The organism is Streptomyces cyaneochromogenes, from assembly GCF_003963535.1.
In the GTDB taxonomy this organism is placed as follows: Bacteria; Actinomycetota; Actinomycetes; order Streptomycetales; family Streptomycetaceae; genus Streptomyces; species Streptomyces shaanxiensis.
Map to the genome: position 1 here is coordinate 5258272 of NZ_CP034539.1, position 25827 is coordinate 5284098.

General features: G+C 71.9%; 23 protein-coding genes. 18 read left to right on the forward strand and 5 right to left on the reverse strand.

Going from position 1 to position 25827, the window contains the following annotated elements; all coding sequences use genetic code 11:
- Positions 1-16: 16 nt before the first annotated feature.
- Positions 17-985, reverse strand: a complete 969-nt coding sequence (locus EJ357_RS23860) for a ribosome-inactivating family protein (RefSeq protein WP_126393598.1) — start codon at positions 983-985, stop codon at positions 17-19.
- An 860-nt stretch (positions 986-1845) separates the two neighbouring features.
- Between EJ357_RS23860 and EJ357_RS23870 the strand changes: the two genes are divergently transcribed.
- From EJ357_RS23870 to EJ357_RS48405, 9 genes are all read left to right on the forward strand, one after another.
- Positions 1846-5592: an nSTAND1 domain-containing NTPase gene (locus EJ357_RS23870; protein ID WP_126393599.1), complete on the forward strand. Its 3747-nt coding sequence runs from the start codon at positions 1846-1848 to the stop codon at positions 5590-5592.
- A gap of 212 nt (positions 5593-5804) precedes the next feature.
- Positions 5805-6467, forward strand: coding sequence for a hypothetical protein (locus EJ357_RS23875; protein ID WP_126393600.1), 663 nt, complete (start codon positions 5805-5807; stop codon positions 6465-6467).
- 357 nt (positions 6468-6824) lie between these two features.
- Positions 6825-8213, forward strand: a complete 1389-nt coding sequence (iscB, locus tag EJ357_RS23880; RefSeq protein WP_228473145.1) for an RNA-guided endonuclease IscB — start codon at positions 6825-6827, stop codon at positions 8211-8213.
- A gap of 3 nt (positions 8214-8216) precedes the next feature.
- A complete protein-coding gene (locus EJ357_RS23885) occupies positions 8217-8807 on the forward strand; it encodes a Uma2 family endonuclease (RefSeq protein ID WP_126393602.1) in 591 nt (196 codons plus the stop codon).
- A 238-nt stretch (positions 8808-9045) separates the two neighbouring features.
- Positions 9046-10395, forward strand: coding sequence for a helix-turn-helix domain-containing protein (locus tag EJ357_RS23895; RefSeq protein WP_126393604.1), 1350 nt, complete (start codon positions 9046-9048; stop codon positions 10393-10395).
- A gap of 232 nt (positions 10396-10627) precedes the next feature.
- Complete coding sequence (locus EJ357_RS23900) at positions 10628-11590, forward strand: permease (protein WP_126399889.1); 963 nt, start codon at positions 10628-10630, stop codon at positions 11588-11590.
- On the forward strand, positions 11587-12393 hold the full coding sequence (locus EJ357_RS23905; RefSeq protein ID WP_126399892.1) for a TIGR03943 family putative permease subunit: 807 nt from the start codon (positions 11587-11589) through the stop codon (positions 12391-12393). Before EJ357_RS23900 ends, EJ357_RS23905 begins: the two co-directional genes overlap by 4 nt.
- Before the next feature lie 150 nt (positions 12394-12543).
- Positions 12544-13305 (forward strand): GAF and ANTAR domain-containing protein, encoded by a 762-nt coding sequence (locus EJ357_RS23910; RefSeq protein ID WP_126393605.1) that lies wholly within the window; start codon positions 12544-12546, stop codon positions 13303-13305.
- 34 nt (positions 13306-13339) lie between these two features.
- Positions 13340-13504 (forward strand): hypothetical protein, encoded by a 165-nt coding sequence (locus EJ357_RS48405; RefSeq protein ID WP_175647490.1) that lies wholly within the window; start codon positions 13340-13342, stop codon positions 13502-13504.
- Positions 13505-13639: 135 nt separating this feature from the next.
- On the opposite strand, the gene EJ357_RS23915 is transcribed toward EJ357_RS48405, so the two are convergent.
- Positions 13640-14425 (reverse strand): hypothetical protein, encoded by a 786-nt coding sequence (locus tag EJ357_RS23915; protein ID WP_126393606.1) that lies wholly within the window; start codon positions 14423-14425, stop codon positions 13640-13642.
- A 256-nt stretch (positions 14426-14681) separates the two neighbouring features.
- Here EJ357_RS23915 and EJ357_RS23920 point away from each other — a divergent pair, with 256 nt between their 5' ends.
- The 4 genes from EJ357_RS23920 to EJ357_RS23935 are packed head-to-tail and all read left to right on the forward strand — an operon-like array spanning position 14682 to position 17581.
- Complete coding sequence (locus EJ357_RS23920; RefSeq protein WP_126393607.1) at positions 14682-15170, forward strand: hypothetical protein; 489 nt, start codon at positions 14682-14684, stop codon at positions 15168-15170.
- A 40-nt stretch (positions 15171-15210) separates the two neighbouring features.
- On the forward strand, positions 15211-15654 hold the full coding sequence (locus EJ357_RS23925; RefSeq protein WP_126393608.1) for a hypothetical protein: 444 nt from the start codon (positions 15211-15213) through the stop codon (positions 15652-15654).
- Positions 15655-15671: 17 nt separating this feature from the next.
- Complete coding sequence (cseB, locus tag EJ357_RS23930; RefSeq protein WP_126393609.1) at positions 15672-16379, forward strand: two-component system response regulator CseB; 708 nt, start codon at positions 15672-15674, stop codon at positions 16377-16379.
- A gap of 8 nt (positions 16380-16387) precedes the next feature.
- The gene (locus EJ357_RS23935; RefSeq protein WP_126393610.1) at positions 16388-17581 is read left to right on the forward strand and encodes a HAMP domain-containing sensor histidine kinase; all 1194 of its coding nucleotides are present in this window, start codon (positions 16388-16390) and stop codon (positions 17579-17581) included.
- On the opposite strand, the gene EJ357_RS23940 is transcribed toward EJ357_RS23935, so the two are convergent.
- Positions 17557-17832 (reverse strand): DUF397 domain-containing protein, encoded by a 276-nt coding sequence (locus EJ357_RS23940; RefSeq protein WP_126393611.1) that lies wholly within the window; start codon positions 17830-17832, stop codon positions 17557-17559. The two genes, EJ357_RS23935 and EJ357_RS23940, sit on opposite strands and share 25 nt — an antisense overlap.
- Positions 17792-18640, reverse strand: a complete 849-nt coding sequence (locus EJ357_RS23945; RefSeq protein ID WP_126393612.1) for a helix-turn-helix domain-containing protein — start codon at positions 18638-18640, stop codon at positions 17792-17794. The genes EJ357_RS23940 and EJ357_RS23945 overlap by 41 nt, the downstream gene beginning before the upstream one ends.
- Before the next feature lie 285 nt (positions 18641-18925).
- Here EJ357_RS23945 and thrS point away from each other — a divergent pair, with 285 nt between their 5' ends.
- The 4 genes from thrS (at position 18926) to EJ357_RS23965 (ending at position 22868) form a co-directional block, all read left to right on the forward strand.
- Positions 18926-20173 (forward strand): threonine--tRNA ligase, encoded by a 1248-nt coding sequence (thrS, locus tag EJ357_RS23950; RefSeq protein WP_126393613.1) that lies wholly within the window; start codon positions 18926-18928, stop codon positions 20171-20173.
- 55 nt (positions 20174-20228) lie between these two features.
- Positions 20229-21200 (forward strand): nucleoside hydrolase, encoded by a 972-nt coding sequence (locus EJ357_RS23955; RefSeq protein WP_126393614.1) that lies wholly within the window; start codon positions 20229-20231, stop codon positions 21198-21200.
- A gap of 99 nt (positions 21201-21299) precedes the next feature.
- Entirely contained in the window at positions 21300-22295 is a 996-nt protein-coding gene (locus EJ357_RS23960) for an ArsR/SmtB family transcription factor (RefSeq protein ID WP_126393615.1), read from the forward strand.
- 81 nt (positions 22296-22376) lie between these two features.
- Entirely contained in the window at positions 22377-22868 is a 492-nt protein-coding gene (locus EJ357_RS23965) for a hypothetical protein (protein WP_228473146.1), read from the forward strand.
- A 64-nt stretch (positions 22869-22932) separates the two neighbouring features.
- On the opposite strand, the gene EJ357_RS23970 is transcribed toward EJ357_RS23965, so the two are convergent.
- Positions 22933-23868 (reverse strand): LAETG motif-containing sortase-dependent surface protein, encoded by a 936-nt coding sequence (locus EJ357_RS23970; RefSeq protein ID WP_126393617.1) that lies wholly within the window; start codon positions 23866-23868, stop codon positions 22933-22935.
- 248 nt (positions 23869-24116) lie between these two features.
- On the opposite strand from EJ357_RS23970, the gene EJ357_RS23975 reads away from it, so the two are divergent.
- The gene (locus EJ357_RS23975) at positions 24117-25781 is read left to right on the forward strand and encodes a glycoside hydrolase family 13 protein (protein WP_126393618.1); all 1665 of its coding nucleotides are present in this window, start codon (positions 24117-24119) and stop codon (positions 25779-25781) included.
- Positions 25782-25827: the final 46 nt, after the last annotated feature.

The following is a 25827-nucleotide window of genomic DNA, read 5'->3' on the forward strand; positions in this document are numbered from 1 at the left end:
CTTCGCGGCCTGTGTCTCAGCCGGACTTGGGGACGTACTTACCGAGGGCGATCAGCAGGCAGTACGCGGCGAACGTCTTCGGGTCGTTCAGGAAGATCTTGACCCACTCACCCGTCTTCCTGTTGAAGGACCAGATCCACAGGGCGGACGAGGCCGGTTCGCTCTGCTGGTTCTTCATCTGCGTGTTGAAGCGCTCGCTCAACTGGCCCCAGCTGTTCTCCATATCCACGAGCTGCCAGGGCAGGCGGGTCTCCTGCACGTTCGGAGCGGAGGCGAGGTGGAAGAATTCGGCGATCGGGCGGAAGCGGGACCCCTCCGCGAGGGTCTGGGCCATCATCAGGAACGCTCGCGCCTGGTCCCTGTCGTCGCCCGCCTTCAGGAGCGAGTGCACCGCGTTGCTCAGGCTCACCTCGCTGTACGTCACGTCGTAGCGCGTGGTCCCGCCTTTCTGCTCCAGACTCCCGTAGTCCTCGTCGAAGGGTGCAGGCGTGCTGTTGCTGCTTGAGGCCTGGCTGTCGTCGGCGTAGTGATACCGGCCGTCGTTCGCCCACCAACCCATCAGGTACATGTCCGAGGCGCGCATCCGTACGCGTACGTAGGCGTCGCTGTACGCGTCCTCGACGTCGATGTCGACATACGTCTGCCTGGCAGTCGTGTCCGTGTGCATGACCTGGTATCCGGCGCCCGGCACCGTGGGGTCCTGGGCGTTCACCGCGTTGCGGATCGCCTTGACGACCTGGACGTAGCTCGTGGGGCTGTTCGGGTCGCTGTCGCCGATCTTCCACGTGATGTGGCCGTCGGCGGCGTTCGCGCTCGACAGCACGCCGAGCGGCCCGAGCAGGGTGGCGAAGATCGACAGCACCAGGGTGGTGACGACCGAGCCGATGGTGACCTTGCGGGTGCGTTGCCGCGGCGCCGCGGTCGGCTGTTCGTGTGCTTCCCGTTCCGGGAGCGTCGGGAGCGTGGTGTCGTCGGTATGGGACATGCGCTGTCCTCCGGGAGTTCGGGGTGCCGGGATCCTTGCCCCACCGACGCTCGCAACCGGAACGTTGATTGCCACGTCCCTTTTGTCAGGTCAATCAATTTCGTGGGCGGAAGGGGATTGCATCGCCGTCCGCGACCCCAAGAACCCCGAGGCCGGCACCCCCACCCTCTCGCCGGAGGCGTACGTCGCCTTCGTGGGCCACGTCAGGCACTGACGAGCGCGCGGCGCCCGGGCCACGCCAGAAGCCGCCGGTGGACGGGGGGTGTCCACCGGCGGCTGTCTGCCCGAGCCCCGCGCAGAACACGGGCGCCTCGGTTGGCCGGGACTCGTCAGGGGGGCTGAGAGGTCGCCGGCCGGGGTGTGCCCCTCGGGGGGATGAGGGCCACGGATCCAAGGCTGGCAGCCGGAGAGTTGATCGGCAGCCCGTCCGATCAGGGCAATCAATCCCTCGGTGGTGAGCGCCCGCGTCCTGAACCCGGCCAAGAGCCACCTACGCCCTGCGCCCCGCCCCCGAACCGACCGCGGCGGTCCCCGCCCGGAGCCCGCTGACCCGGGGGCGGTGCCGGTGCCCGGAGGAACACCGCTGCCCCGGCGGGATGGGCGCCGGAAAGGATCTGCCCGCGGCCCGCCCCCGCACCATCGGCGGCGTTCACGGCCTTTGCCCCAGCGACGCTCGCAACCGGAACGCTGATTTCCACGTCCCTTTTGTCAGGTCAATCAATCTCGTAGGCGGAGGTTGGTTGATGGACATCACATGGCGCATCGCCCGCACGTCACCCGCAGGAAACCTGGGCGTCACCGGGCGGCTTGTACGTTCGTCGCGCTCGTGTCCCTTTCGCCGGTCATACGGAGGTGTGCGCATGGGGCGCCCGGAAAGACCGCTGGACCCGACGGCCGGTCCCGTGCCGCGGCTCGCGCACGAGCTGCGGGAGCTGCGCAAGGCCGCGGGGAACCCCTCGTACCGGAAGATGGCCGAGACGGCGGGCTTCTCCGCGACAACGCTGTCGCAGGCCGCGGCAGGTGAACGGCTGCCGTCCCTCGCCGTCGTCCAGGGCTATGTACGGGCCTGCGGCGGCGACCCGGACGAGTGGGAGCCACGGTGGAAGGACGCCGAGGCGGAGGCGGCGGGGGAGGTCCGCGAGGACGACGAGGACGCGGCGCCGCCCTACCGGGGCCTGTCCCGGTTCGAGCCGGCCGACCGGGGGCTGTTCTTCGGCCGGGACCGTCTGACGGAGGACCTGCTGCAGCTCGTGTGCGGGCACCGGTTCGCCGCGGTGTTCGGCGCCTCCGGCAGCGGGAAGTCCTCGCTGCTGCGGGCCGGACTGATACCCCGGCTCCAGCAGGAGATCGCCGACCAGGGGCGTCCGGCGGTGCTGCGGGTGCTCACGCCCGGCGACCGGCCTGCCACCAGGTACGGCCATCTGCTGGCCCCGGCGGCGGACGAGCCGGAGAGCTGGGTGGTGGTGGACCAGTTCGAGGAGCTCTTCACCCTGTGCCGGGACCGGGCCGAGCGCGCCCGGTTCATCGACCTGCTGCTCACCGCCCGGGACCCGGACAGCCGGCTGCGGGTGCTCATCGCCGTACGGGCCGACTTCTACTCCCGCTGCGGCGAGCACCGCGGCCTGGCCGACACGCTGTGCGGCGCCGGACTGCTGGTCGGCCCGATGACCGCGGACGAGCTGCGCGAGGCGGTCGTCAAGCCGGCGCAGGAGGTCGGGCTCCTGGTGGAGCGGGAGCTGACCGCGCGGATCGTGGAGGAGGTCCTCGACGAGCCCGGCGGGCTGCCGATGCTCTCGCACGCCCTGCTGGAGACCTGGCGGCGACGCAAGGGCCGGGTGCTCACCCTGGCCGCGTACGAGGCGGCGGGCGGGGTGCGCGGTGCGATCGCCGCGAGCGCGGAGGAGGCGTACGGGCAGCTCACCGGGGAGCAGGCGGACGCCGCCCGGCGGCTGCTGCTGCGGATGGTCGAGCCCGGCCAGGGCACCCCCGACACCCGGCGGCCGCTGACCCGGACCGAGCGGGAGGAGTGGGGGTGCCCGGACGTGCCCCCGGCGGTGGAGCGGCTGGCCCGCGCCCGGCTGCTGACCGTCGACGAGGACGCCGTCCAGCTCGCCCACGAGGCGCTGATCACCTGCTGGCCGCGGCTGCGCGGCTGGATCGAGGAGGACCGCGAGCGGCTGCGCCACCACCGTCGGCTGACCGATGCCGCCCGCGTCTGGCTGGAGCACGACCGCGACCCCGGCGCCCTGTACCGGGGCACCCGCCTGGACCGGGTGGCGGAGCTGTTCCCCGACCCCGAGCACGACTACTCCCTGACCGCGCCGGAACGCGAGTTCCTCACCGCCGCGCTGGCCGCCCGCGAGGCGGAACGCCGGGCTGCCGCCCGCTCGACGCGCCGGGCGCGGGCCGCGGTGGGCGTGCTGTCGGCCGTCCTCGCGGTGGCGCTGGTCGCCGGTCTGGCCGCCTGGACCCAGAGCCGGGACAACGAGCTCCGCCGCATCGACGACGAGGCCCGTCGCATCGCCGCCGTCGCGGACGGCCTGCGCACGACCGACCCGCGCACCGCACAGCTGCTGGGCGTCGCCGCCTGGCGTGTGTCCGAGCTGCCGGAGACCCGGCGGGCGCTGCTGGGCTCGCTCGGCCAGCAGGAACTGGACACCTTCAGCGACCCGGCACCGGGCGCCGGCCCCTTCCGCCGTCTGACGGACTCCGGTCGCACCCTGCTCAGCGTCGAGGGGCGCACCTGGCGGACCTGGGACGTGGCACGACACCGGCCGATCGCCGAGGGGCGGCTCCCGGAGGCCGGCACCGACGTCGGGGCGAGCTCGGACGGGCGGCTGCTGGCGATCCAGGGGGATGGCTACGGCGACGGGGTTCGGCTGTGGGACACCGCTGCCGGACGCTGGGTCGGTGACCGGCTGCCGGCGTGGTCCTCCGTGGACTTCGCCGAGAGCACGTATGCCGTGGGCAGTGCGGAGGACGACCGGGTGGAGGTGCACTCGGTCGCGGACGGGAAGCTGCTGTTCGAGACGGAGTCGGACGGCACGGTGCCGAGCGACGACGGCCGGCTGATCGCGCTCTGCCCACCCGGGAGTGGCGCGCCGCAGGTGCGGGACCTCACGGACCGGCGCGCGGTGCACGGGCGCTGGGAACGCGTGGGCGACGTCTGCAGCCAGGAGCGCCTGCAGCTGGTGGTCGGCGGGGGACGGTGGCTCGCCGCGGTGCTCCCGAGCGGCGTGCGGGTCTGGGACATCCGCTCGGGGGAGCAGCTGCCCGACCTCCCCCATACGGGAGTGACGTACGCCGCCTTCAGCAAGGACGGGAACTTCCTGGCGACCGCCGACGGGGAGGAGATCAGGGTGTGGCGGCTGGGCGTCGACAACCCGGTGTTCCGGCACTCCCTCAACAACCAGCACCTCGGCGGTCTGGCCTGGGACCCCGCCCACCCGGCACTGCGCTATCTGGAGGCCGGCACGGTCCACACCCTGGACCTCGCGACGGCCGTGACGTCCGCCTGGCAGGACGAGCCACTGGACAGGGTGTCGCTGAGCCCGGACGGCCGCACCCTCGCCACCGTGCGACGCACCGGCGACACCTACCGCTTCGAGCTGCGCGACACCCGCGACCGACTGCTCAGGACACTGCCGCCCACGCCGCTCCCCGTATCGCGCGACCCCTCCCGGCCGGTACGCCCGAAGGACACTCTCCCCCTTCTGGCCTTCACCCCCGACGGCAAGGCGCTCGCGTACGCCGTCTCGGCGCCCGGTTACGAGGCGTCCCCGCAGCGCCTCACGATCTGGGACGTCACCCGGGGCCGGGTCCGCACGACGCTGGACCTGGCGGCGCAGACGTCGGTCGGGGCGGTGATCACGATCGCCCTCGGCCCGGACGCTCGCACGCTCCACCTCGCCCGCACACCGGCCATCGGCGAGCTGAGCAACGAGACCTGGGACATCGCCCGCCACCGCCGGACGGCCGTCCTCACCGGCCTGTCCAGCAGTTACCTGGCCGTCCGTCCCGACGGCGGGCTCCTGGTCGGGGACAACCGCACGGTGGCTCTGCCCGGCGGCAAGGCCACCCCAAGTGACCTGGTCCAGGGTGATCAGATCGGCGCCCTCGCCTTCGCTCCGGACGGTTCGCGGCTCGCGGCGGGCGACCAGGCGGGCCGGGTGGCGCTGTGGGACGGGAAGCTCCGGCAGCGGGAGGGGACCCTGCCGAACGTCTTCCCCGCGCTCCCGGAGGGCATGGACGAGGAGATCACCGGCGACACCTCCGAGGCCGTCAGCGCCCTCGCCATCAGCCCCGACGGCCGCACGCTGGCGGTGGGCGGCGAAGCGGGAAGTCTGCAGCTGTGGGACATCGCCACCCACCAGCCGCTCGGCGGACCGCTGACCACACCCGGCGACGCGATCGACACGGTGGCGTTCGGCGCGGACAGCGGCACGGTGTACGCGGGCAGCGCGCACGTGCCTCTCCAGCGCTACACCATCGACCCGGCCAGGGCGGTCGAATCGGTGTGCGCGCGGCCGGGACAGCGCGAGCTGACGCGGGCTCAGTGGCAGACGTACGTGCACGAGGTGCCGTACCGCAGGGTGTGCGGCGACTGAGGCGTCCGGCGTTGCCGTGCTCGATATGCCGCTCCGCCGCGTGGGCCTGGCCGCAGGCAATTGATCGACCTGATGGAACGGCTGGCCGATCAACTCCCGGCCCCCCGACGATCGACCTGTCGCTGCCCCGGTTCCGAACGGCCCCCCTCCTCGGCCGGGGCAGCGACCCGACCCGACGAACGGGTCGAGGCATCCGACAGGAGATCCCCCACATGAAGATCCTGAAGAACGGCCGCCGCCGGACGGCGATGCTGACGTCGGCGCTCGCCCTCGCGCTGATCCCCTTCTCCACAGGCACGGCCAGCGCCAACACCACCCCCGGCTGGGGCGACGACATGCCCGACGTGATCTGGGACTGCAACAACGGCAACGCCGACTCGTGCCAGTACCACGAGCAGAACGCCGAGACCGAACTCGGCAAGCGGCGTCAGGCCTCCAACGTGATCAGCAACTGCGCCAGCAACCAGCCCGTGACCCTCACCCGCACCGACAGCACCACCACGAGCACCGAGTACGCCTTCGAGCAGCAGACGTCCGTGGAGGTGTCCGCCGGCTTCAGCGACACGTTCGAGGCCGGGATGAAGGCCAGCGAGTCGCAGACCGAGACCTGGAAGGTGGGCAGTGCCCACACCGCGACCGAGACCCACACCTCGACCATCCCGCCCGGCCAGCAGGGCGCCTGGTGGTTCGCGCCGTACGTCCGCCACTCCCAGGGTTACCTGGAGGTCCACTACGGCAGTCGCAACCACGGCCACTACATCTGGTACTACCCCGGCAACGGCGGCCTTCCGGGCGTCGACGTCCTGACCCCGGTCTTCCTCCCGGGTAGCGGCGAGCTGAAGGGCAACTGGTACTGGGCGACCTGGAACTGCTGACTTAGGGGAAACGTAACAGCACACTCGTTCGAGTGAACGGCTCCGCATTCGGTGAGCGGGCTGCCGGTCCGCCTTGAGAGGGTCGCGCTGAGCGAAGGAGGTCTGGTCACGCGCTCCCCGGCCTGAAGGGCCGGGGCTTGTCCCCTGTGAGGGGCTGAGCCCTCGTGTGACCAGCACCAGCCGAACGACGCGTCAAGGAGGTGACCGACGTTGGCTACGTTCCGCGTACGACAGAAGACCGACCGGGCTGTGCTTCCTCAGCAGCTCGCTCTCGAATTCGAGTCAGCAGACAACCCCGGGAGCAGGGACGAAACGGGGCTCGAAGACCACCACAGGGTGGTACCGGGCGCGGGACATGTGCGAGAGGAGACCCGCACCGTTTCACCTGGCGGTGCGGGCGTCACCCTCAACTGCCGAGTTGGGGAGGAGGGGCGTGAGTCCCACCCGTACGTCCTGGTACTCGACAAGCACCACCACCCCTTGCAGCCCTGCACCCCCGCACGGGCCCGCAAGCTCCTCAAGAAGGGCCGCGCTGTTGTTCACCGGCATACGCCGTTCGTCATCCGGCTCACCGACCGCACTATCGCCGAGTCGGAGGTGGATGGTGTCGAGGTAGGCGTCGACCCCGGCTCCAAGCACACCGGCCTGGCCGTCTTCACCATGCAGGCCGCCGAACGCCGAGCGAGGTTTGCCGTCCAGCTCGACCACCGAGGCGCCATCGTCCGGAAGAAGCTGGGGCAGCGCGCTGCTTACCGGCGTCGCCGCCGTTCGAAGAATCTGCGTTACCGGGCTCCGCGCTTCCTCAACCGGCGCAGGCCGGACGGCTGGCTTGCCCCGAGTCTGCGGCACCGTGTCGACACCACGGTGTCGTGGATCGATCGGCTGTCCCGCTGGGCCCCGGTGCGGGCGGTGCATGTGGAGCGGGTCGCGTTCGATACTCACGCCCTGTCGGCAGGGCGGCCGCTGGAGGGGGCCGAGTACCAGCAGGGCACCCTCGCCGGGTACGAGGTCCGTGAGTACTTGCTGGCCAAGTGGGGCCGCTGCTGCGCGTACTGCGGGGCTTCCGGGGTGCCGCTCAACATCGACCACATCCACCCCAGGTCACGGGGCGGAAGTGACCGCGTCAGCAACCTGTGCCTCGCTTGCGTCCCATGCAACCGGACCAAGTCAAACCAGCCGGTGGAGGACTTCCTCGCAAAGAAGCCGAAGCTCCTCGCGCGAATCAAGGCACAGGCCAAGTCCTCCCTGCAGGACGCGGCAGCCGTCCAATCGGTGCGCTGGGTCCTCTGGAGGGCATTGGACGCCCGCCTGCCCACCCACGTGGCGTCGGGGGGACGTACGAATGTGAACCGCACCCGCAACCACCTGCCCAAGTCTCACACGCTCGACGCGCTCAACGTCGGCAAGCTCGACGTCGTCACCGAGGTGGTCTCCACGGTGCTCGTGGCCGGGTGCGCGGGACGCGGAACTCACTGCCGGACCCGCACCGACAATCACGGCTTTCCCCGCCTCCGCATGCCCCGGCAGAAACGGCATTTTGGCTACCAGACCGGAGACCTCGTCCGAGCTGTCGTCCCTGGCGGGAAGTACGCGGGCTGCTACACGGGCCGTGTCGTGGTCCGCTCCACTGGGCGTCATCAGATCCCGACCCCGGCCGGGCCCGCGAACACCTCATACAAGAATCTCACCCTGCTGCAGCGAGCAGACGGCTACGCCTACACCAGCCGGGCGGAAGGGCGATTGTGATCCATGACCGCAAGTGGCCCGCTGCCGGCCTTCGGCGGCAAACGACGATCTGCCCTGGCACCGGAGCGGGCCTTCCAGTTGTCCAGCGGGGCGGCCCCCGAGGGCTGGCGCGTGGAGCTGATCGAAGGGGAGATCTGCGTGACGCCACCGGCCAACGGGGAGCACGCGGAGATTGTGTCGGAGGTCGTCGGCCAAGTCATCGACCGGTGTACTGACCGGTCCCTGCGTAACTACACCGGCATCGGCCTGAACGTCCCCGGGGCCTCCGGAACCAGTCATGTCCTCCCCGATCTGACCGTCGCTCCCAAGGGCAGTTTTCAGGACCAGGAGGAGTGGCACGATGCCTCCCCCGTCCTCCTCGTCGCCGAGGTCACCTCCAACGGCACCGCCGACCGCGACCGCCACATGAAGATCCGCGGCTACGCCCGGGCCGGCATCCCCATCTACCTGCTGATCGACCGCGATGAAGCGGAGGTCACCGTCTACTCCGAGCCGTCCGGCGACGAATACACCCAGAACCCCAAGTACAAGCTCGGTCTCACCGTCCCGCTCCCCGCCCCCTTCGGATTCGAGCTGGACACCGCCGAGTTCTGAGCCCGCTCAGCGCCTTGGTTGTGAAGGGCTGACGCGCGGGCCGGGCCCGCGTTCGCTGCCAATATCAACGTCGCCACGGCGACCACCGCGGCAGCGAAGCCCCGGGTGTATCGCTCGGTGGAGCTGGTGCGTTCCTGCACGGCGACCTCGCAACAGCTGTAGGTTAAGCGCGTTTAATACGCGGTTTAACCTAGGGGCGCCGGACTCCAACGGCAAGGGGCGCAGGGGGAGTTGAGCGATGTCGGAGCGTGACGACCCAGCGATCATCGGACGCAGAGTCCAGCAGCTGCGGGCCGACCGCGGCCTGACGCAGCGGCAGTTGGCGGAGCCCGCGTACACCCCCGCCTACATCTCCACCCTGGAGGCCGGCCGCGTCCGTGCCTCCGACGACGCGCTGCGGCACATCGCCGAGCGGCTCGGGGTCGCCTTCGAGGAGCTCGCCACCGGACGCCCCGCCCACCTCGTCACGGACCTGCGCCTGCGGCTGACCGAGGCGCAGCGCGCCCTCGCCACCGGCGATGCCGAGGCGGCGGCCGGGCGGTACGCCGCGCTGCTCGCCGAGGCGGAGGCACACGGGTTCGCCGAAGAGCAGGCGACCGCGCTGCTCGGGCTCGGCGAGTGCGGCATCGACGTCGGTGAACTCACCTCCGCCCGCCGTCACTTCGAACGCGCCGAGCGCCTGCTCGCCGAGGCCGACGCCCCGCTGCCCGCCCGCGTCCCGGCCCTGCGCGGGAGAGCCGTGTCCCACTACCTCGCCGGTGAACTCCGTTACGCCGTCTACCTCCTCGAATCCACCCTCGACGAGCTCAACCGCGGCGGACTGCACGACCCCGACGCCCTCCTCCTGCTCTACGCCAGCGTCATCGGCCCCTACATGGACATGGGCGCCCACGCCCGCGCCGCCCAGGCCGCCGAGTACGCCCTCGCCCTCGCCCCGAAGGCCGCGGACCCGGCCCTGGTCGCCCGTATGCACCGCTCCGTCGCCCGCACCCTCCTCGCCGAGGGCAGGATCGCGGAGGCCGACGCCTCCCTCGCCAAGGCCGCCGAGCTGTACCGGCAACTGCAGATCCGCACCGAACTCGCCAACTGCCACTGGATGCGGGGCTACGTCTACGCCCAGAACGGCGACCTGGAACGCGCCGAGGCCGAACTGCGCGAGGCCCGGGCCATGCTCACCGCCCAGCGCGCCGCCCTCTACACCAGCCAGGTCGCCGTCGAACTCGCCGACGTACTGCACCGGCGCGGCAAGTCGGAAGAGGCCGCCGCCCTCCTCCACGAGGTGCTCAGTGACCTCAGCCCCGAACGCGGCGCCCTGCACTCCGCGGCCGCCCACCGCCTCCTCGGCATCATCGCCGAGGACGCCCGCGACACCGAGACGGCCGAGGAGCACTACGTCCGCGCCCTGAGCCTGTTGGAACGCGCGGGCGCGGCGGGTGACCTGGCTGACCTGTGCCGCCTGCTGGGCGACCTGCTCCGCCGCACGGGCCGTGTGGAGGCGGCCCTGGACGCATACCGAACGGGCCTGGGCCACCGCACGGCCCCCGGCACCACCACCCTGGGCCCGGCCCCCGCACAGCCACCTCTGTGAGGAACCCAAGGCCGAGTACGGGCTCCACCGCTTAGCCTGCGCCCCGCCCTCCCCCCGGCCCTCCCCTCACTCAGCGACGCCCGCCCCTTCGGCACCCACCCCACAGCCCTCTCCGGAACGAACCCAAGGCTTTCCACAGGTCCCACCGGTTAGCCTTCGCGGGGACATCCGGACAGGTGGGGACAGGCGCGTGGAGAACCAGCGGACCGTGGTCGACGGGCTGCGGCTCGGTATGCGCGCGCTCGTGTACGCCGTGCTCGGCGGTGCCGCGCTCCTCGCCGTCGCCACGGTCGCCTCGGTCCTCGGCCCGATGCTCGCGCTCGACCTGTACACCCCGCCCGTCGCCGCCTGGTGGACCGTCTTCACGGCGATCGCGGTGCAGGGCGTGCCCTTCCTGCTGCTCGGGACGGTCGTCTCGGCGGCGGTCGGCGCCTTCGTGCCGGAGAAGGTGTTCAGCCGGCTGCTGCCCCGCAACCAGGCCCTCGCCGTGCCCGTCGCGGGCGCGGCCGGTGTCGTCCTGCCGGGCTGCGAGTGCGCGTCCGTGCCGGTGGCCGGGAGCCTGATGCGGCGTGGGGTCGCCCCGGCCGCCGCCCTCGCCTTCCTCCTCTCCGCGCCCGCCATCAACCCGGTCGTCCTCGTCGCCACGTCCGTCGCCTTCCCCGGGCAGCCGCAGATGGTCCTCGCCCGGCTCGTCGCCTCGCTGGCCACGGCCGTGACGATGGGCTGGCTGTGGGCCCGGTTCGGCCGCGAGGAGTGGCTGCGGCCGCCGAAACGGCACACCGGCCCCGGCGCTTCCGGCCTGCGCGCCTTCACCGCCGGGCTCCAGCACGACTTCCTGCACGCGGGCGGCTTCCTCGTCCTCGGCGCGGCGGCCGCGGCGACCTTCAACATCGCCGTGCCGCGTTCGGTCCTGGACCTCTTCACCGGCTCGCCCTGGCTGTCGGTGCTGCTCCTGGCGCTGCTCGCGGTCGTGCTGTGCGTGTGCAGCGAGGCGGACGCGTTCGTCGCCGCGTCCCTGACCGGCTTCTCGCCGACCGCGCGGCTGGCGTTCATGGTGGTCGGCCCGATGGTGGACCTGAAGCTGATCGCCCTCCAGGCGGGCACCTTCGGACGCTCCTTCGCCCTGCGGTTCTCGTCCGTGACGTGGGTCGTGGCCGTGGTGAGCAGCGTGCTGGTGGGGTGGTGGGTGCTGTGAGGCGGTACGGCCCCGCGGTGCTGCTGCTCCTGACGGGCGCGGCGATCCTGCGGATCTCCCTGTTCAGCGAGCTGTATCTGCGGTATGTGCAGGCGGGGCTACGGCCATACCTGGTCGTGTCCGGGTTTCTGCTGGTGCTGCTGGCGGTGGCCGCGGCGGTCGTCGCGCGACCGGAACAGGAACCGCACGCCGAGCAGGGCCGGCACACAGAGCACGGTGAACAGGCCGGCCGCGATCAGCAACGCGAGCACGGCGAGCACGACGAGTCCGGCGAGGATTCCCACGCCCACGATCAGCACGGCGGCCACCATAGCCCCCGCGTCGCCTGGCTCCTCACCCTCCCCGCCCTCGCCCTCCTGCTCTTCCCGCCGCCCGCCCTCGGCTCCTACAGCGCCGAACGCGAGGCCGAGCAGCGGGCGGCGCAAGGGGTCGGGGCCTTCCCGGCGCTGCCGTCCGGGAACCCGCTGGAGCTGACGCTCGCCGAGTTCGGCTCCCGGGCGATCTACGACAGCGGACGCTCGCTCGCGGGCCGTACGGTCCGGCTGACCGGCTTCGTCACCCGGGACGGCGAGGGCACCTGGTACGTCACCCGCCTCCTCGTCGCCTGCTGCGCCGCCGACGCCACCACCAGCAAGGTCGAGATCCGGGGTGCGGACGCGCCGCCCGTCGACGCCTGGGTCACCGTCACCGGCACCTGGCACCCCAAGGGCGAGCTCGGCACGGACGGGGCCTGGCCGCCTGTCCTGGACGCCGTGTCGGTACGGCGGATCACGCAGCCGGCGAACCCGTACGAGAAGCGTTGAGGGTCGGTGAAAGGGTGCTCGCCGGGGGCCGCAGACGGGTTTCGTGGGGCGGGCCACGGGTAGTCGGGCGTCGTCCGGGGCGGGCGGTGAGATGGCCGTCGAGCGGGGTCCCTGGATCCAGCAGGCCGCGCTCGGAACGAGGAGGCTGCCGTGCGGCCCAAAGACGAGCAACGAGGCGAGCGGGGCCGGGAGTGTGCCGGTCCCGCGGACGCGATCGCCGAGGGCGTACGCGACGCGGGGCCCGGCGACATCCCGGCGCGGCTGTGCGACGTCGCCGTACGACTGCTGCCCGTGACCGGCGCGAGCGTGTCGCTGCACAGTGACGGCATGCCGGTCCAGCTGGGGGCGAGCAACGCGCAGGCCGCGTATGTGACGGAGATCCAGGCCACGCTGGGCGACGGTCCCTGCCAGTCCGCCGCGGAGAGCGGGGCGCCGGTGCTGGCCTGCGATCTGACGGCGGGGCGGGACGTGCTGCGCTGGCCGGTCTTCGCCCAGCAGGCCACGGCCGCCGGGGTGCGGGCGGTGTACTCGATGCCGCTCGGCAGCGACACGGTGTGCGTGGGCACGCTCGACCTCTACCGGGACACCCCCGGCGACCTCACCGAGCACGACCTGCGGACGGCGCGCCTGATGGCCGGGATGATGACCGTGGCGCTGATGGCGCTGTCGCGCGCGGACGAGGCGGGCGACCTCGACGACGAACGCTGGCTGAGCGGCCTGACCACCGACCATGACCAGGTCTACCAGGCCACCGGCATGATCATGGCCCAGCTGGGCGTCGGCACGGACGAGGCGCTGGCCCGCCTGCGCGCCCACGCCTTCGCACACGGCCGTACGGCGCTGGACGTGGCCCAGGACGTGGTGGCACACCGGCTGCGCTTCGACCGGGACCAGGACCAGGACCAGGCCTAGGCCGTACGGGCCGGCCCGCCTAGGATCTTCGACCATGGTTGAGAAGGTGGGAAACTTCGTGCCGGACGACGACCCTCGGCTGGCCGAGGTCGTGGCCCTGGTGCGGAAGGGCAAGAAGATCCGGGCGATCAAGCTCTACCGGCAGATCACCGGGGCGGACTTCCAGGAGGCCAACGAGGCGGTGGAGCGCATCAGTTGAGCGTGCGCGTCAGTTGAGCATGCGCGTCAGTTGAGCGTGCGCATCGGTTGACGCGCGGGGCGGTCGTGCGTATCGGCTGACCGCGCGGGGCTGCCGTGCCGCTCCGCCGCGGCGGCCACCTCGGTCCCCCGTCGGTTACACGTCCTCCCTCCCCCGCTTCCTCGCCTCCGTCAGCCGGCGGGCGCCCAGTTCGACGGCCGCCGAGGTGGCGTCGGAAGGGACCTCGGCGAGGCCGCCGTTGGTGAGGGTGATCGCGTCGTCGCCCACGCGGATGGCGGCGACGTGCAGCGTCAGCGTGGGCGCGTCCGCGTCCTCGTCCTCGGAGACGGCGCTCAGGACGATCCGCAGACCCACGCGGGCGTCCCCGACCTCCGGCATCTCGGCCGCGCTCACCTCGACGGCCATCTCCCCGTCGCCCGCCGTCGCGATGAACTCCCCGCACTTCTCCGGCAGGCTGCCCAGCCACGCCAACGTCCGGTCCAGGTCGGCGGGCCGATGGGCCACGACCTGGTAGCGCAGCTGGGCCCCGCTCCACTCGTCGTCCAGACCGACCGACGCGCGCGTACGGGCCTCGGGGCCGAAGAGCTCCTCCGTGTACAGGGCGTCGAGCAGCCGCCCGCAGTCGGCCGACTCGGCGCTCGCCTTGAGCATGGAGTCCCGCCAGGTGGCGAAGCCCTGGGTGGCCGCCCAGCCGCCACCGAGGTCGTCCTCACCGATGAGGGCGGCACGGGCCTGGGCCTCGGTGAGCGTGGGCGCGGCCGCGGGGGTGGGCGGCGCGGTGGTGGGGTCCGCGGGCGTGACCGCTTCGGGGACGCCCCTGATCGCCTTGTCCAGGTCGCCGAGGGAGCACGCGGACGTGGACAGCAGGGCGGCCGCCGAGAGGGTCGAGGCGATGACGGTGCGGGCCGGGGGACGGGGCATCGCGAGCCTCCTGTGCTGGGTGCGGGGGTGCGCTCAAGATCGGGTGCGTGTTCTTAAGGCACCACCGCGGGAGTACGACCACCAGTGCGCCGGGCCGTCCGGGTGACACCGCCCCGGTCGGCGGGCGGGCGATTACGTCGGACGTGTAACAACCGTCGATGAGCGGCCGCAACATGACGGCCGACTTACCGAGAAGCGGCACTCATAGCTTCTGAGCACTAGCCGATGACCAACGACAGCAACGGAGCCGGAAGCCATGAACGACACGAGGATCTCCCGCAAGAAGGCGACCCTGGCGGCGGGCCTGACCGCGGCCGCCCTGCTCGGGGCGTTCGCCACCTCGCAGGCGGCGGACGCGACGGGGGCGTCGTCGGACGACGCCGGGAAGGCCGGCCGTGCCGTCGCCGCCCCGCACGTCCTCAACTTCTACGGCGAGGAGTACGCCGACACCGGCCACCCCGAGCGCCGCCCCACCAACCTCGTGCTGTCCGAGTTCACCCACATCGACAACGTGAAGTGGAAGCAGTGGGGGGCGAAGGAGGCCGTCGGCACCGGCGACGTCAGCGGCATGTGGTGCCTGCCCGACTGCCTCGACAAGCCGCTGAAGGGGACCGTCACGCTCTCCGACCCCAAGACCGTGAACGGGAAGACCTACTACTCCGCCTTCACGCTCAAGTTGTCCGGGAATCCCGGAACGTATGATTCCGAGGACCTTCAGGGCAAGCACGCGCTCGCCACCCCCTGAGCGGCGACGCGACCCGCCCTCGTACGCAAAGGTTCCCGCAATGCGCACACCTACGGCCGTCGCCGCCGCCCTCACGCTGGCCCTGGTGCCGGCCGTGGGCGTCGCCGGATGCGGGGGCCCCGAGCGGCCGCGGGTCCAGGGGCCCGCGCCCACCGCGAGTCCGGCGAACGGCCCGGTCTACGCCTCCGACGCCATGGGACGCCCGCTGGTCCGTCCCGCGAACTTCCCCTTCAGCGAGTTCGCCGGGCTCACGCACGTGAAGTGGCGGAACTGGGGACAGCCGAAGGCCGTGGGCACGGGCGAGCTGAGCGCCTCCTGGTGCGCCCCTGACTGCGACTACCCGACGGCCACCATCGAGCTGACCCGCCTGGAGCACCAGGAGAACGTCTCGTACTACACCCGGGCCACCGTGGTGTCCCCGCAGGTCGAGCCCGAGTACGAGGCCAATGTGCGCTCGGTGCACCTGTACGTCCCCGAACCCTAGGCAGAAAGCCGCGACCGATGACCGATGTCCTGCTCGTCGAGGACGACGCCCTGCTCCGTGAGGCGACCCAACTGTCCCTGGAGCGCTACGGCTACGAGGTGCGCACGGCCTCGGACGGGCTCGCGGGGCTGGCGGAGTTCAGGCTCAGGGCGCCGGACGTCGCCCTGCTCGACGTGATGCTGCCGCACCTCGACGGCGTCAGCCTGGTCCGCCGCATCCGCGAGACCAGCCGGGTGCCGGTCCTGATGATCTCCGCGCGGACCGACCCGGTGGACGTCGTCCTCGGCCTGGAGGCCGGGGCCGACGACTACCTCACCAAGCCGTACGACATGCCGGTGCTCGTCGCCCGGATCCGCAGCGCGCTGCGCCGGGCCGCCGACTTCACCGGCCCCGGCCAGGCCGTCGTACCGGAGCCCGCCCTCGCGTTCGGCGACATCACCGTGGAGATCGCCTCCATGGAGGTACGCCGCGACGGGCGAGTGCTCGAACTCACCCCCACCGAGCGCAAGTTGATGCTGGAGTTCGCGGAACAGCCCGGTGTGGTGCTGTCCCGGGCGATGCTGCTGGAGCGGGTGTGGGACTACGCGTGGGGCGGCGACAGCCGGGTCGTCGACGTCCATGTGCAGCGGCTGCGCGCGAAGATCGGCCGCGAGCGGATCGAGACCGTACGCGGCTTCGGCTACAAGCTCGTGGCCGGAGCGCGCCCCGCGTCCGGCGACGTCTGACCGCCGCCATGGGACTGCGAACGAAGACAGCCCTGGTCATCGCCGCCGTCGCCGCGGTCGTCGCCGCGTTCATCGGGCTCCTGGTGCACCAGCGCACCGCCGACGACCAGCGCGAGGACGCGGAGCGCACGGCCGACGCCCGGCTCGTGGAGGCGCTGCAGGACCGGATCGCCGGCGTCGAGACGAACGCGCTGGTCAACCCGCGCGCGCTGCCGACCGTCCTGCGCGAGACCGTCACCGACCGGCCCGTGCGGGCCACTTACCTCCAGGAGAGCGCCCGCGGTGGCCCGGTGATGTGGGCCGCGGCCCGCAGCGGCGCGGACGTCGTCGCCGTACGACGCTCCTACGCGCCCGAGGTGCGGGCGCTGAACTCCCTGGACCAGGTGCTGCTCAGCGCGGGCGCCGCCGCCGTCGCCCTCGGCTGCGGCCTCGGCATCGCCGTCGCGGCCGCCGCGGGACGCCGCATCGGCGCCTCCGCCCGCACCGCGCAGCGCATCGCCCACGGCGACCTGACGGCACGCGTGACGCCCAAGGGCAAGGACGAGATCGCCGAACTGGCCGACGCGGTCAACACCATGGCCGACGCGTTGAGCCTCCGGCTGGAGGCGGAACGCCGGGTCACCGCCGACATCGCCCATGAACTCCGTACGCCCGTCGCCGGGTTGGTGACCGCCGTCGGTCTCCTGCCCCCGGGCCGGGCGACCGAGCTGGTCAGCGGGGGCGTGGACCAGCTACGCCGACTCGTCGAGGACGTCCTGGAAGTGGCCCGCCTCGACGTGCCGGGTGTTGAGCGGGCCCAGCGCGAGGAGGTCTCTTTGGCCGACCTCACTCGCCGGGCCGCGGCGGCGACGGGCCGGGAGGTGGAGGTGCGGGTGCGTCGGGACGAGGTCGTGGCCACCGACCCGCGCCGGGTCGAACGGATCCTGGCCAACCTGATCGCCAACGCCTACCGGCACGGGGCCCCGCCGGTGACCTTGGAGGTCGACGGGGCCGCGGTACGGGTGTCCGACCGGGGCCCCGGCTTCCCTGCCGACCTCCTGGCGGAGGGGCCGCAACGCTTCCGCACGGGGGCGCGGGAGCGGGGTACGGGCATCGGGCTGGGCCTGACCATCGTCATGGGCCAGGCCCAGGTGCTGGGCGCCCGGGTGACGTACGAGAACCTCGCGGAAGGCGGCGCTCAGGCCACGGTCGACCTGACGTAGCCGATGAAGGAGGCGTAGGCCTCCGGCGAGAGGGTGAGGGTGCCGACCTCGGGGTTCTTGGAGTCGCGGACGGCGAGGCGGGGGGTGAGGTCGGCTACCTCGACGCATTCGCCGCCGCTGGTGCCGCTGTATGAGGACTTGCGCCAAGCGACCGAGCCGAGCGGAGCGCACTCCACGCAGTCGCCGCCGCTGGTGCCGCTGTAGCTGGACTTACGCCACGTCGCGGCCTTCAGCTGCTTGCTGGTGTCCATAGCGTTCCTCCATCACGCGGGCGATCAGGTCGGCCGACTCATCCGGTGAGAGGGCGGCGGCCTGCAAGCGAGCGTAACCGACCGAACGCTCCCTGATTACTTCCGGGTTGGCGGTCATATGGCCTTGGGCGTAGCTCTCGCAGTAGAGGAGATCGGGGTGCTCGTCGAAGCGCAGGAGGTTGAACGACCCCATCATCCCGGTGTGCGGGCCCGCGGAGTATGGCAGCACCTGGATGTGCACCCACTGGTTGGTCCGGAAGCTCAACAGGTGGGCGAGTTGATCACGCATGACGCCTCGGTCGCCGACCATCCGGTACAGCACGGACTCGTCGAGGATCACCCACAGAGCGGGCGGCTTCTCGCGCTCCAGGATGCGCTGCCGTTCCAGGCGGGCGGCGACCATCTCCTCGACCTTGTCCGGGTGATCCACGCTCAGCAGCGCTGCCGCGTACTCCCTCGTCTGCAGCAGCCCGTACACCAACTGGCACTGGTACGTGGAGATGTAGGTCGCCTTCGCCTCCATGTCGGCGTACGGCTGAAACCACGCCGGCAGCTGACTGCGCAGTACCAGCCCCACCAGCCGCGAGAACATCCCGTCCGTCACCAGCGCCGCGTCCACGCGTTCGGCGAAGGCCCTCGTCGGGACCTTCAGCGTGGTCTCGATCTGGCCGATCAACGACCCGGTGCAGTAGAGGATCGAGCCCAACTGCTTCAGCGTCAGCCCCGCTTCCTCCCGCTTCCTCCTCAGCTCCCAGCCGAAGTAGTCCAGCGGAGAAGCCGTGGGATCGAGTTCACGAATGTGGGCCAAGGCGTGCCACCCCCAAGCGAGTTGACGCTGCGCGTCGTTGCGTCCGGTCTGTAGCTGAGGGTAACCGCGCGAATTCGCATTGGTGATGTGAATCGTGAAAACAAACCGATCGCGCCCCGGCACCGCCCCTGTTACCGTCGCCCCATGAAGCGCGCCAACCCGTCTCTCACGACGACGCCGGACCCCGTCCCGGCGCGCTGACAGCTGAGCGAATCCGAAGCCCCGGGGCGAGTACCCCGGGGCTTTGTCGTGGGTGCTCGTCCGCCACGTACTGGAGGAGCAGCCATGCACGACCACCGCCGCCTCGGCCGCGAACTCGACCTCTTCGACACCGACCCCCTGATGGGCGCGGGCCTGCCGTACTGGCTGCCCGACGGCGCCGTCGTCCGCCACGTACTGGAGGAGTACATCCGCGAAGCCGAACGGCAGGCCGGCTATCGCCACGTCTACTCGCCCGTGCTCGGCAAACGCGAGCTGTACGAGATCTCCGGGCACTGGGACCACTACAGCGACGACATGTTCCCGCCGATGAAACTGGGCGCCGAGGAAGTCGTCCTGCGCCCCAGCCTCTGCCCCCACCACGCCCTGATCTACCGCTCCCGCTCCCACAGCTACCGCGAACTACCTCTCCGCATGGCCGAGTTGGGCGGCATGTACCGCTCGGAGCTGTCCGGAGTCCTGGGCGGTCTGACCCGCGTCCGCGCGATCCACCTCAACGACGCCCATATCTTCTGCACCCTGGACCAGGCCGTGGAGGAGGCCCGGGCGGCCCTCCAGCTCATCGCCCGCGCGTACGCCGACCTCGGCATCCAGGCCGTACGCCACCGCCTCTCCCTCCCCGGCGAGGGAGGCAAGTACGTCGCCGACCCCAAGCTGTGGCAGCGAGCTACCACCCTCCTCCGCGAGGTTCTCGACGGCTCCGGCATCCCCTACGAGGCAGCCGAAGGCGAGGCGGCCTTCTACGGCCCCAAGATCGACGTCCAGATCGCCGACCCGTCCGGCCGCGAGGCGACCCTCTCCACCGTCCAGATCGACTTCCACCAGCCCGAACGCTTCGACCTGCACTACATCGGCCCCGACGGCGCCAAGCACCGCCCGGTCATGGTGCACCGCAGCATCATCGGCAGCGTGGAGCGAGCCGTCGCCCACCTGATCGAGCAGCACGGCGGCGCGTTCCCGGCCTGGCTGGCCCCCGTGCAGCTGCTGATCCTCCCCGTCTCGGAGGCGCAGGTCGAACCGGCGCAGAAGCTGCTGCGCAGGGCCCTGGACCAAGGCCTGCGCGCGGAACTCGCCGGCCCGGAGCTCGGCACCCTGGGCGCCCGTGTCCGCGCGGCCCGCCTCGTGCCGTACCAGGCGGTCATCGGGGAGCGGGAGGCGGAGGCGGGCGGGGACCTGGTGGCCGTACGGCTGCGGGACGGGCGGCGGCCGGGGGCCGTACCCGGGGCGGAGCTGGTCGCCCGGATCGCCGCCCGCGTCGCGGCCCGGGGCTCCGAACTGTGGGACGGGGGTCCCCTCGCCGGACGGCCTGCGTAAGGTCGCTGTCGTAGGAGCCACCCCCGGAGCCCATCCCCCCACGAGGAGCCTCGCCGTGACGAACGACGGTCAGCCCATACCGGTGATCATCGACTGCGACACCGGTGTCGACGACGCCCTGGCGCTGCTGTTCGCCGTCCGCCACCCGGGGCTGGACCTGCGCGCGGTGACCTGTGTGGCCGGGAACACGGACGTGGACGGCGTCGTACGCAACACCCTGACCGTCCTGGAGCAGGCCGGCGCCCCCGACATCCCGGTCGCCCGGGGCGCCGCCCTGCCGCTGATCGAGCCCGCGCGCTCGGCGCGGCACGTGCACGGCGAGGACGGCATGGGCGACATCGGCCTGCCCGCCCCGACCCGCGCCCCGGCCGACGTGGACGCGGTGACGCTGCTGCGGCGCGAGATCCTCGCCTCGCCGAGGCCGGTGACGCTGATCCCCACGGCGCCCCTCACCAACATCGCCCTGCTGCTGCGCACCCACCCGGAGGTGACCCGCAACATCGAGCGGATCGTCTTCATGGGTGGCGCGGTGGCCTGCGGGAACGCCACGCCGGTCGCGGAGTTCAACGTGTGGCACGACCCGGAGGCGGCGGCGATCCTGCTCACGGCCGGGGTGCCGATCACCATGTACGGCCTGGACGTCTTCCAGCGGGTCGTCGTGCCCGGGGCGGACGTACGGCGGCTGCGCGCGAGCGCGGAACCCGGCGCACGTCTCGCCGGTGAGCTGCTGTCCCACCGCCCGGCCACGCCGGACGTCGGTGCCGACTCCGAGGCGGGCGGCATCGGCGACGCCGGCGCGGTCTGCGCGGTCGTGGACCCGGCGGGCATCACCACCCGGCTGCTGCCCGTGGAGGTCTCCCTCGCCCCGGGGCCGACGCGCGGCCAGACGATCGTCGACCGACGCCCGCGGCCGGGGGAGTCGGAGATACACATCGGCGACCGTGAGCGACACCTGGTGGACGTGGCCCTGGACGTGGACGTCGACCGGTTCGTGAAGCTGTACCTGACGGCGGTGGAACGCGCCTGAATCCGGGTGTCCGAATGCCGCCTTGTCCGCACAAGCGCGGCTCGGCACTGTCATGGGGCACACGAAGCACACCGATGACCGACCACCATCGGAGACCCCATGCTGCGGGTGCACTTCACAGCCGACGACCTCGCGCGCGTACGCGTCGCCGCCGCCCCCGATCCCCTCTGGGAGATCGCCAACAGTTTCCAGGCACTGATCAGTGCCGACGCCCCCCTGCTCCTCGGGGAGTGGCGCAGGCTCGTGCGGCCCCGCGTGGGCTCCGTGCACGGGCTCCTCGCCGCTCTGCTGCCGCTGCGGGGCTACTCCCCGGACTTCCTCACACCCGATCTGCGCGGCTCGTTCGACCTGGCGGGCGCCGTCGAGACCGTGCTCGGCACGCCCCGGGCCCGGTTGCGCGGCGACCTGGCACGGCTCGCCGTCTCGCGGGCCCGCCCGGGGCCGCTGCCGTCCGGCACGCGCGCCCTGGCCGACGGGGAGCCCGACGCCCTGCGCCGGCTGGGCACCGCCCTGCACACCTATCACCGCCGCGCCCTCGCCCCGTTCTGGCCGCGGATCCGGGCCCAGGTGGACGCCGACCGGGCCGTACGCGCCCGCGCGGTGCTGGAGGGCGGCACCGACGGCCTGCTGGCGGGCTTCCGGCCCGTGCTGCGCTGGCAGTCGCCCGTCCTGGAGGCCGACTATCCGGTCCGCCGTGAACTACGGCTCGGTGGACGGGGGTTACTGCTGCAGCCGTCGTTCTTCTGTCTCCGAAGACCCGTGACGCTGGCCGCCGAGGACCTGACGCCGGTCCTCGTCTACCCGATCCAGCACACCCTCGGCTGGGCCCGGGAGAGCGGGGGCACGGAGGCCGGCGTGGAGCTGGGCGCCCTCATCGGCCGCACCCGGGCCGCCATCCTGGAGGACGTCGTCACCGGCCGCACGACCGGCGAACTCGCCGAGCGCTTCGGCGTCTCGGGGGCGGCGGTGAGCCAGCACACCGCGATCCTCCGCCGGGCCGGGCTCCTGGTGAGCGTCCGCCGCAGCAAGAACGTCCTGCACACCATCACCCCCACGGGCCTCGCCCTGCTCGAGGGTGCGCGTGCTTCCGTTTAAGGCACGGCTTCAACGTGTGGCGGCGGCGCGGGAGTCGGCTCCAGCCTGAGGGCACGCACGATCAACCAGGGGGTTCGAAGAATGCACACAGTGCGTGCCCAACGTTCCGTCCTCGGCGTCATCGGCGCCCTCATCATCGCTCTGGCGGCCGTGTTCGCCGCCGGACCGGCGCAGGCCGCGTCGTCCTCGACCAACGCCGCGGTCGCGCCGCCCGCGCCACAGGGCGCACAGGCGGCGGATATCTCCGTCGCCGCGGTCTCGCCGGGGATCTCCCCGGCCGCCAACTTCATCCATGTGGCACCCGGCGGCACTTTCGACTGCACCAGCGGCAGCCTCTGCGCGGCGGTCTGGGATCCCACCACGAGCGACTGGAAGATCTACTACCTCTACACCTGCGCCAGGTACTCCCTGTCCAACTGGAACGGCACCGGCTACTACTTCGACGAGCAGACCGGTGGCGTCACCTCCTACTTCTACGGTCAGAGCGGCAACGTTCTCAGGTCGTTCAAGCCCGACGGCGGAGTCCGCCACGAGGTGGACTGGACCCCGGTCTGGTCCATCCGCAACTGCTGATACCGAACCTCAGACGGACAAGGGGCCCGGGGTGATCACCCCGGGCCCCTTCGGTTCCCCTGGATCAGGAACGCGCCGTGCGCCGCCGCTTCGACGCGACCATGAACGCCGCGCCGCCCGCGACCAGCACCACCGCGCCGATGGCGATCGGGCCGGTCGCGCTGCTGCCGCCGGTCTGGGCGAGGTCGCCGTCGCCGCCGTTCGGGGACGGGGCCGGGGCGGACGGCGAGTCCGAGGCCTCCGGGGTCGGGGTCTCGGTGGACGGAGTCTCCGAGGCCGGCGGCGTCGTCTCCTCTGCCGGCGTCGACGGCTCCTCGGAGGCGGGCTCCGACGGCTCGGCCGGCGGCGTGGTCGGCGGCTCCTCGGTGGCCGGCGGCTCGGTCGTGCAGTCCTTCGTGCCGCCGTTCCAGGCCGCGATCAGCTTGTCCTTGATGACCGGGCGGTCCGGGCCCTTGGGCAGCTCCCCGTGCTCGAAGCCGTCGTTCGCGCCGAGCTTGCCGTCGAACTTCACCGCGCCCCGGTACAGGTCGATCTGCGCGAAGCAGCCCGCGTCCGGCACGGCGATGTCGAGCGTGTCGGTCTGGCCGGGCTTGACCGTGACCGTGTCGAAGTCGACGAAGACCTGCTCGCCGGAGGTGGCGAACGTCGGCCCGTGGGCGAGGTAGGAGGCGAGCGAGGCGGTGCAGGTGGTGGCGTCGGCGGCGGCGCGGACGGCGACGTGGACCTTGCCGTCGTCGGTGACCTTCAGGTTCTGGTCGTCGACCTTGACCGAGTCGTAGAAGTTCGTGCCGTCGAGCGAGAACTGGCAGCGGTCGGTGGCCGTCTCCGTGCCGGCACCCGTGCCGGGCTGGTAGGTGCCGCCGGACTTCCAGCCGTCGCCGCCGTGCGAACCGGTGGCCCAGGCACCGGAGGCGGAGGCGACGGTGGCCGCGCAGAGGGCGAGCGACGCGGCGCCCGTCCCCAACAGGCGTCGCGCGATGACACGTCTCGCTATGGACATGCGTATCCCATCGTGGGGTGTGGTCGAAGAAGAAACACTGGGCTCATTGGTCACATGCGCCACAGCGTGAGCACATCGTCGGGCGCGGCGAGAACGCTGTCAACCTGCGGGAACGCAAGGGAAGTTCAAACAGCAATCACAATTCCGTCACACGGGGAATGATCTGATCCGCTCTTCGCGGTGTTCGCTTTTCCGGCGAAGTGGACAGAGTTCTCACTGTCGCCGTACTCACCCCACGAGGAGACCGCGTGACCGTTCGCCCCACCACGCCCGACCTCTCGTCCAGCAACCCCGACTGGTGGCGCCAGGCCGTCATCTACCAGGTCTACCCCCGCAGCTTCGCCGACGGCGACGGCGACGGGCTCGGCGACCTCAAGGGCCTGACCGGGCGCCTGGGCCACCTCGCCGGCCTCGGCGTGGACGCCCTGTGGCTCAGCCCGTTCTACCCGTCCGAACTGGCCGACGGCGGCTACGACGTCGCCGACTACCGCGACGTCGACCCCCGCCTGGGCACCCTCGACGACTTCGACGCCATGGCCGCCGAGGCCCACCGCCTCGGCCTGAAAGTGATCGTCGACCTGGTCCCCAACCACACCTCCCACCAGCACGTCTGGTTCCAGGAGGCGCTGCGGTCCGGCCCCGGCTCGCCCGCCCGCGACCGCTACGTCTTCCGCGACGGCCGCGGCCCGCACGGCGAACTCCCGCCCACCGACTGGCAGTCCGTCTTCGGCGGCAGCGCCTGGCGCCGGGTCCCCGACGGCCAGTGGTACCTGCATCTGTTCACCCCGCAGCAGCCCGACCTGAACTGGGAGCACGAGGAGGTCCGCGCCGACTTCCGCACCACCCTGCGGTTCTGGTCCGACCGCGGCGTCGACGGCTTCCGCGTCGACGTGGCCCACGCCGTCGCCAAGGACCTGAGCGAGCCGCTGCGCGACCTCGGCGCCCCGGAGCTCAGCCGCGAGGAGGAACTGGACCGGTTCCCGCCCGGCACCCACCCCTTCTACGACCGCGACGAGGTCCACGAGATCTACCGCGACTGGCGCAAGATCTTCGACACCTACCGCCCGCCCCGCATGGCGGTCGCCGAGGCCTGGGTGACCTCGGCCTCCCGCCGCGCCCTGTACGCCCGCCCGGACGAACTGGGCCAGGCCTTCAACTTCGAGTATCTCCAGGGAAGGTGGGACGCGGAGGAGCTGAAGCGGATCATCACCGACTCGCTCGCCACGGCCCGCTCGGCCGGCGCCTCCGCCACCTGGGTCCTGTCCAACCACGACGTCGTACGCCACACCTCCCGTCTGATGCTCCCGCCCGGCACCGACGACAACGCCTGGCTCCTGTCCGGCGGCCACGCCCCGGCCGTCGACGAGTCCGCGGGCCTGCGCCGGGCCCGCGCCGCGACCCTCCTCATGCTCGCGCTGCCCGGTTCGTCGTACGTCTACCAGGGCGAGGAACTCGGCCTGCCCGAGGTCGCCGACCTGCCCTTCGAGGTCCTCCAGGACCCCATCTGGGAACAGACGGGACGCGTGCGCAAGGGCCGCGACGGCTGCCGGGTGCCGCTGCCGTGGACGACGACGGGGCCGTCGTACGGCTTCGGCGCGGGCGGGTCCTGGCTGCCGCAGCCGTCGGCTTTCGCGGCGTACGCCGTCGAGGCCCAGGACGGCGTGGAGGGTTCCACCCTGGAGCTCTACCGCAGGGCCCTGCGCCTGCGCCGCAAGCTGCTGGAGGGCGAGGAACTGCAATGGGCGCCGGACAGCCCGCCCGGGGTGCTGCACTTCGCCCGCTCGGACGGCTGGCGGTGCGTGGCCAACCTCTCCGGTACGGCGGTCGAGTTGCCGCCGGGTGAGGTGCTGATCGGCAGCGGGCCGCTGGAGGGGGGTCGGCTGGGGCCGGACACGACGGTCTGGCTGGCGTAGGTCGCGAGTTGGCATCGGCTCCGTAAAGCGATGGCCGGGCACGGGC

Excerpts from the sequence above, each read along its gene's own strand:
- EJ357_RS23875 (WP_126393600.1), top strand. The coding sequence starts at position 5,805 with ATGAAGATCCTGAAGAACGGCCGCCGCCGGACGGCGATGCTGACGTCG.
- EJ357_RS23885 (WP_126393602.1), top strand. The coding sequence starts at position 8,217 with ATGACCGCAAGTGGCCCGCTGCCGGCCTTCGGCGGCAAACGACGATCT.
- EJ357_RS23920 (WP_126393607.1), top strand. The coding sequence starts at position 14,682 with ATGAACGACACGAGGATCTCCCGCAAGAAGGCGACCCTGGCGGCGGGC.
- EJ357_RS23925 (WP_126393608.1), top strand. The coding sequence starts at position 15,211 with ATGCGCACACCTACGGCCGTCGCCGCCGCCCTCACGCTGGCCCTGGTG.
- EJ357_RS23940 (WP_126393611.1), bottom strand. The coding sequence starts at position 17,832 with ATGGACACCAGCAAGCAGCTGAAGGCCGCGACGTGGCGTAAGTCCAGC.
- EJ357_RS23965 (WP_228473146.1), top strand. The coding sequence starts at position 22,377 with ATGCACACAGTGCGTGCCCAACGTTCCGTCCTCGGCGTCATCGGCGCC.
- EJ357_RS23900 (WP_126399889.1), top strand. The coding sequence starts at position 10,628 with ATGCGCGCGCTCGTGTACGCCGTGCTCGGCGGTGCCGCGCTCCTCGCC.
- EJ357_RS48405 (WP_175647490.1), top strand. The coding sequence starts at position 13,340 with ATGGTTGAGAAGGTGGGAAACTTCGTGCCGGACGACGACCCTCGGCTG.
- cseB (WP_126393609.1), top strand. The coding sequence starts at position 15,672 with ATGACCGATGTCCTGCTCGTCGAGGACGACGCCCTGCTCCGTGAGGCG.
- EJ357_RS23935 (WP_126393610.1), top strand. The coding sequence starts at position 16,388 with ATGGGACTGCGAACGAAGACAGCCCTGGTCATCGCCGCCGTCGCCGCG.
- EJ357_RS23970 (WP_126393617.1), bottom strand. The coding sequence starts at position 23,868 with ATGTCCATAGCGAGACGTGTCATCGCGCGACGCCTGTTGGGGACGGGC.
- EJ357_RS23915 (WP_126393606.1), bottom strand. The coding sequence starts at position 14,425 with ATGCCCCGTCCCCCGGCCCGCACCGTCATCGCCTCGACCCTCTCGGCG.
- thrS (WP_126393613.1), top strand. The coding sequence starts at position 18,926 with ATGCACGACCACCGCCGCCTCGGCCGCGAACTCGACCTCTTCGACACC.
- EJ357_RS23870 (WP_126393599.1), top strand. The coding sequence starts at position 1,846 with ATGGGGCGCCCGGAAAGACCGCTGGACCCGACGGCCGGTCCCGTGCCG.
- EJ357_RS23895 (WP_126393604.1), top strand. The coding sequence starts at position 9,046 with ATGTCGGAGCGTGACGACCCAGCGATCATCGGACGCAGAGTCCAGCAG.
- EJ357_RS23960 (WP_126393615.1), top strand. The coding sequence starts at position 21,300 with ATGCTGCGGGTGCACTTCACAGCCGACGACCTCGCGCGCGTACGCGTC.
- EJ357_RS23860 (WP_126393598.1), bottom strand. The coding sequence starts at position 985 with ATGTCCCATACCGACGACACCACGCTCCCGACGCTCCCGGAACGGGAA.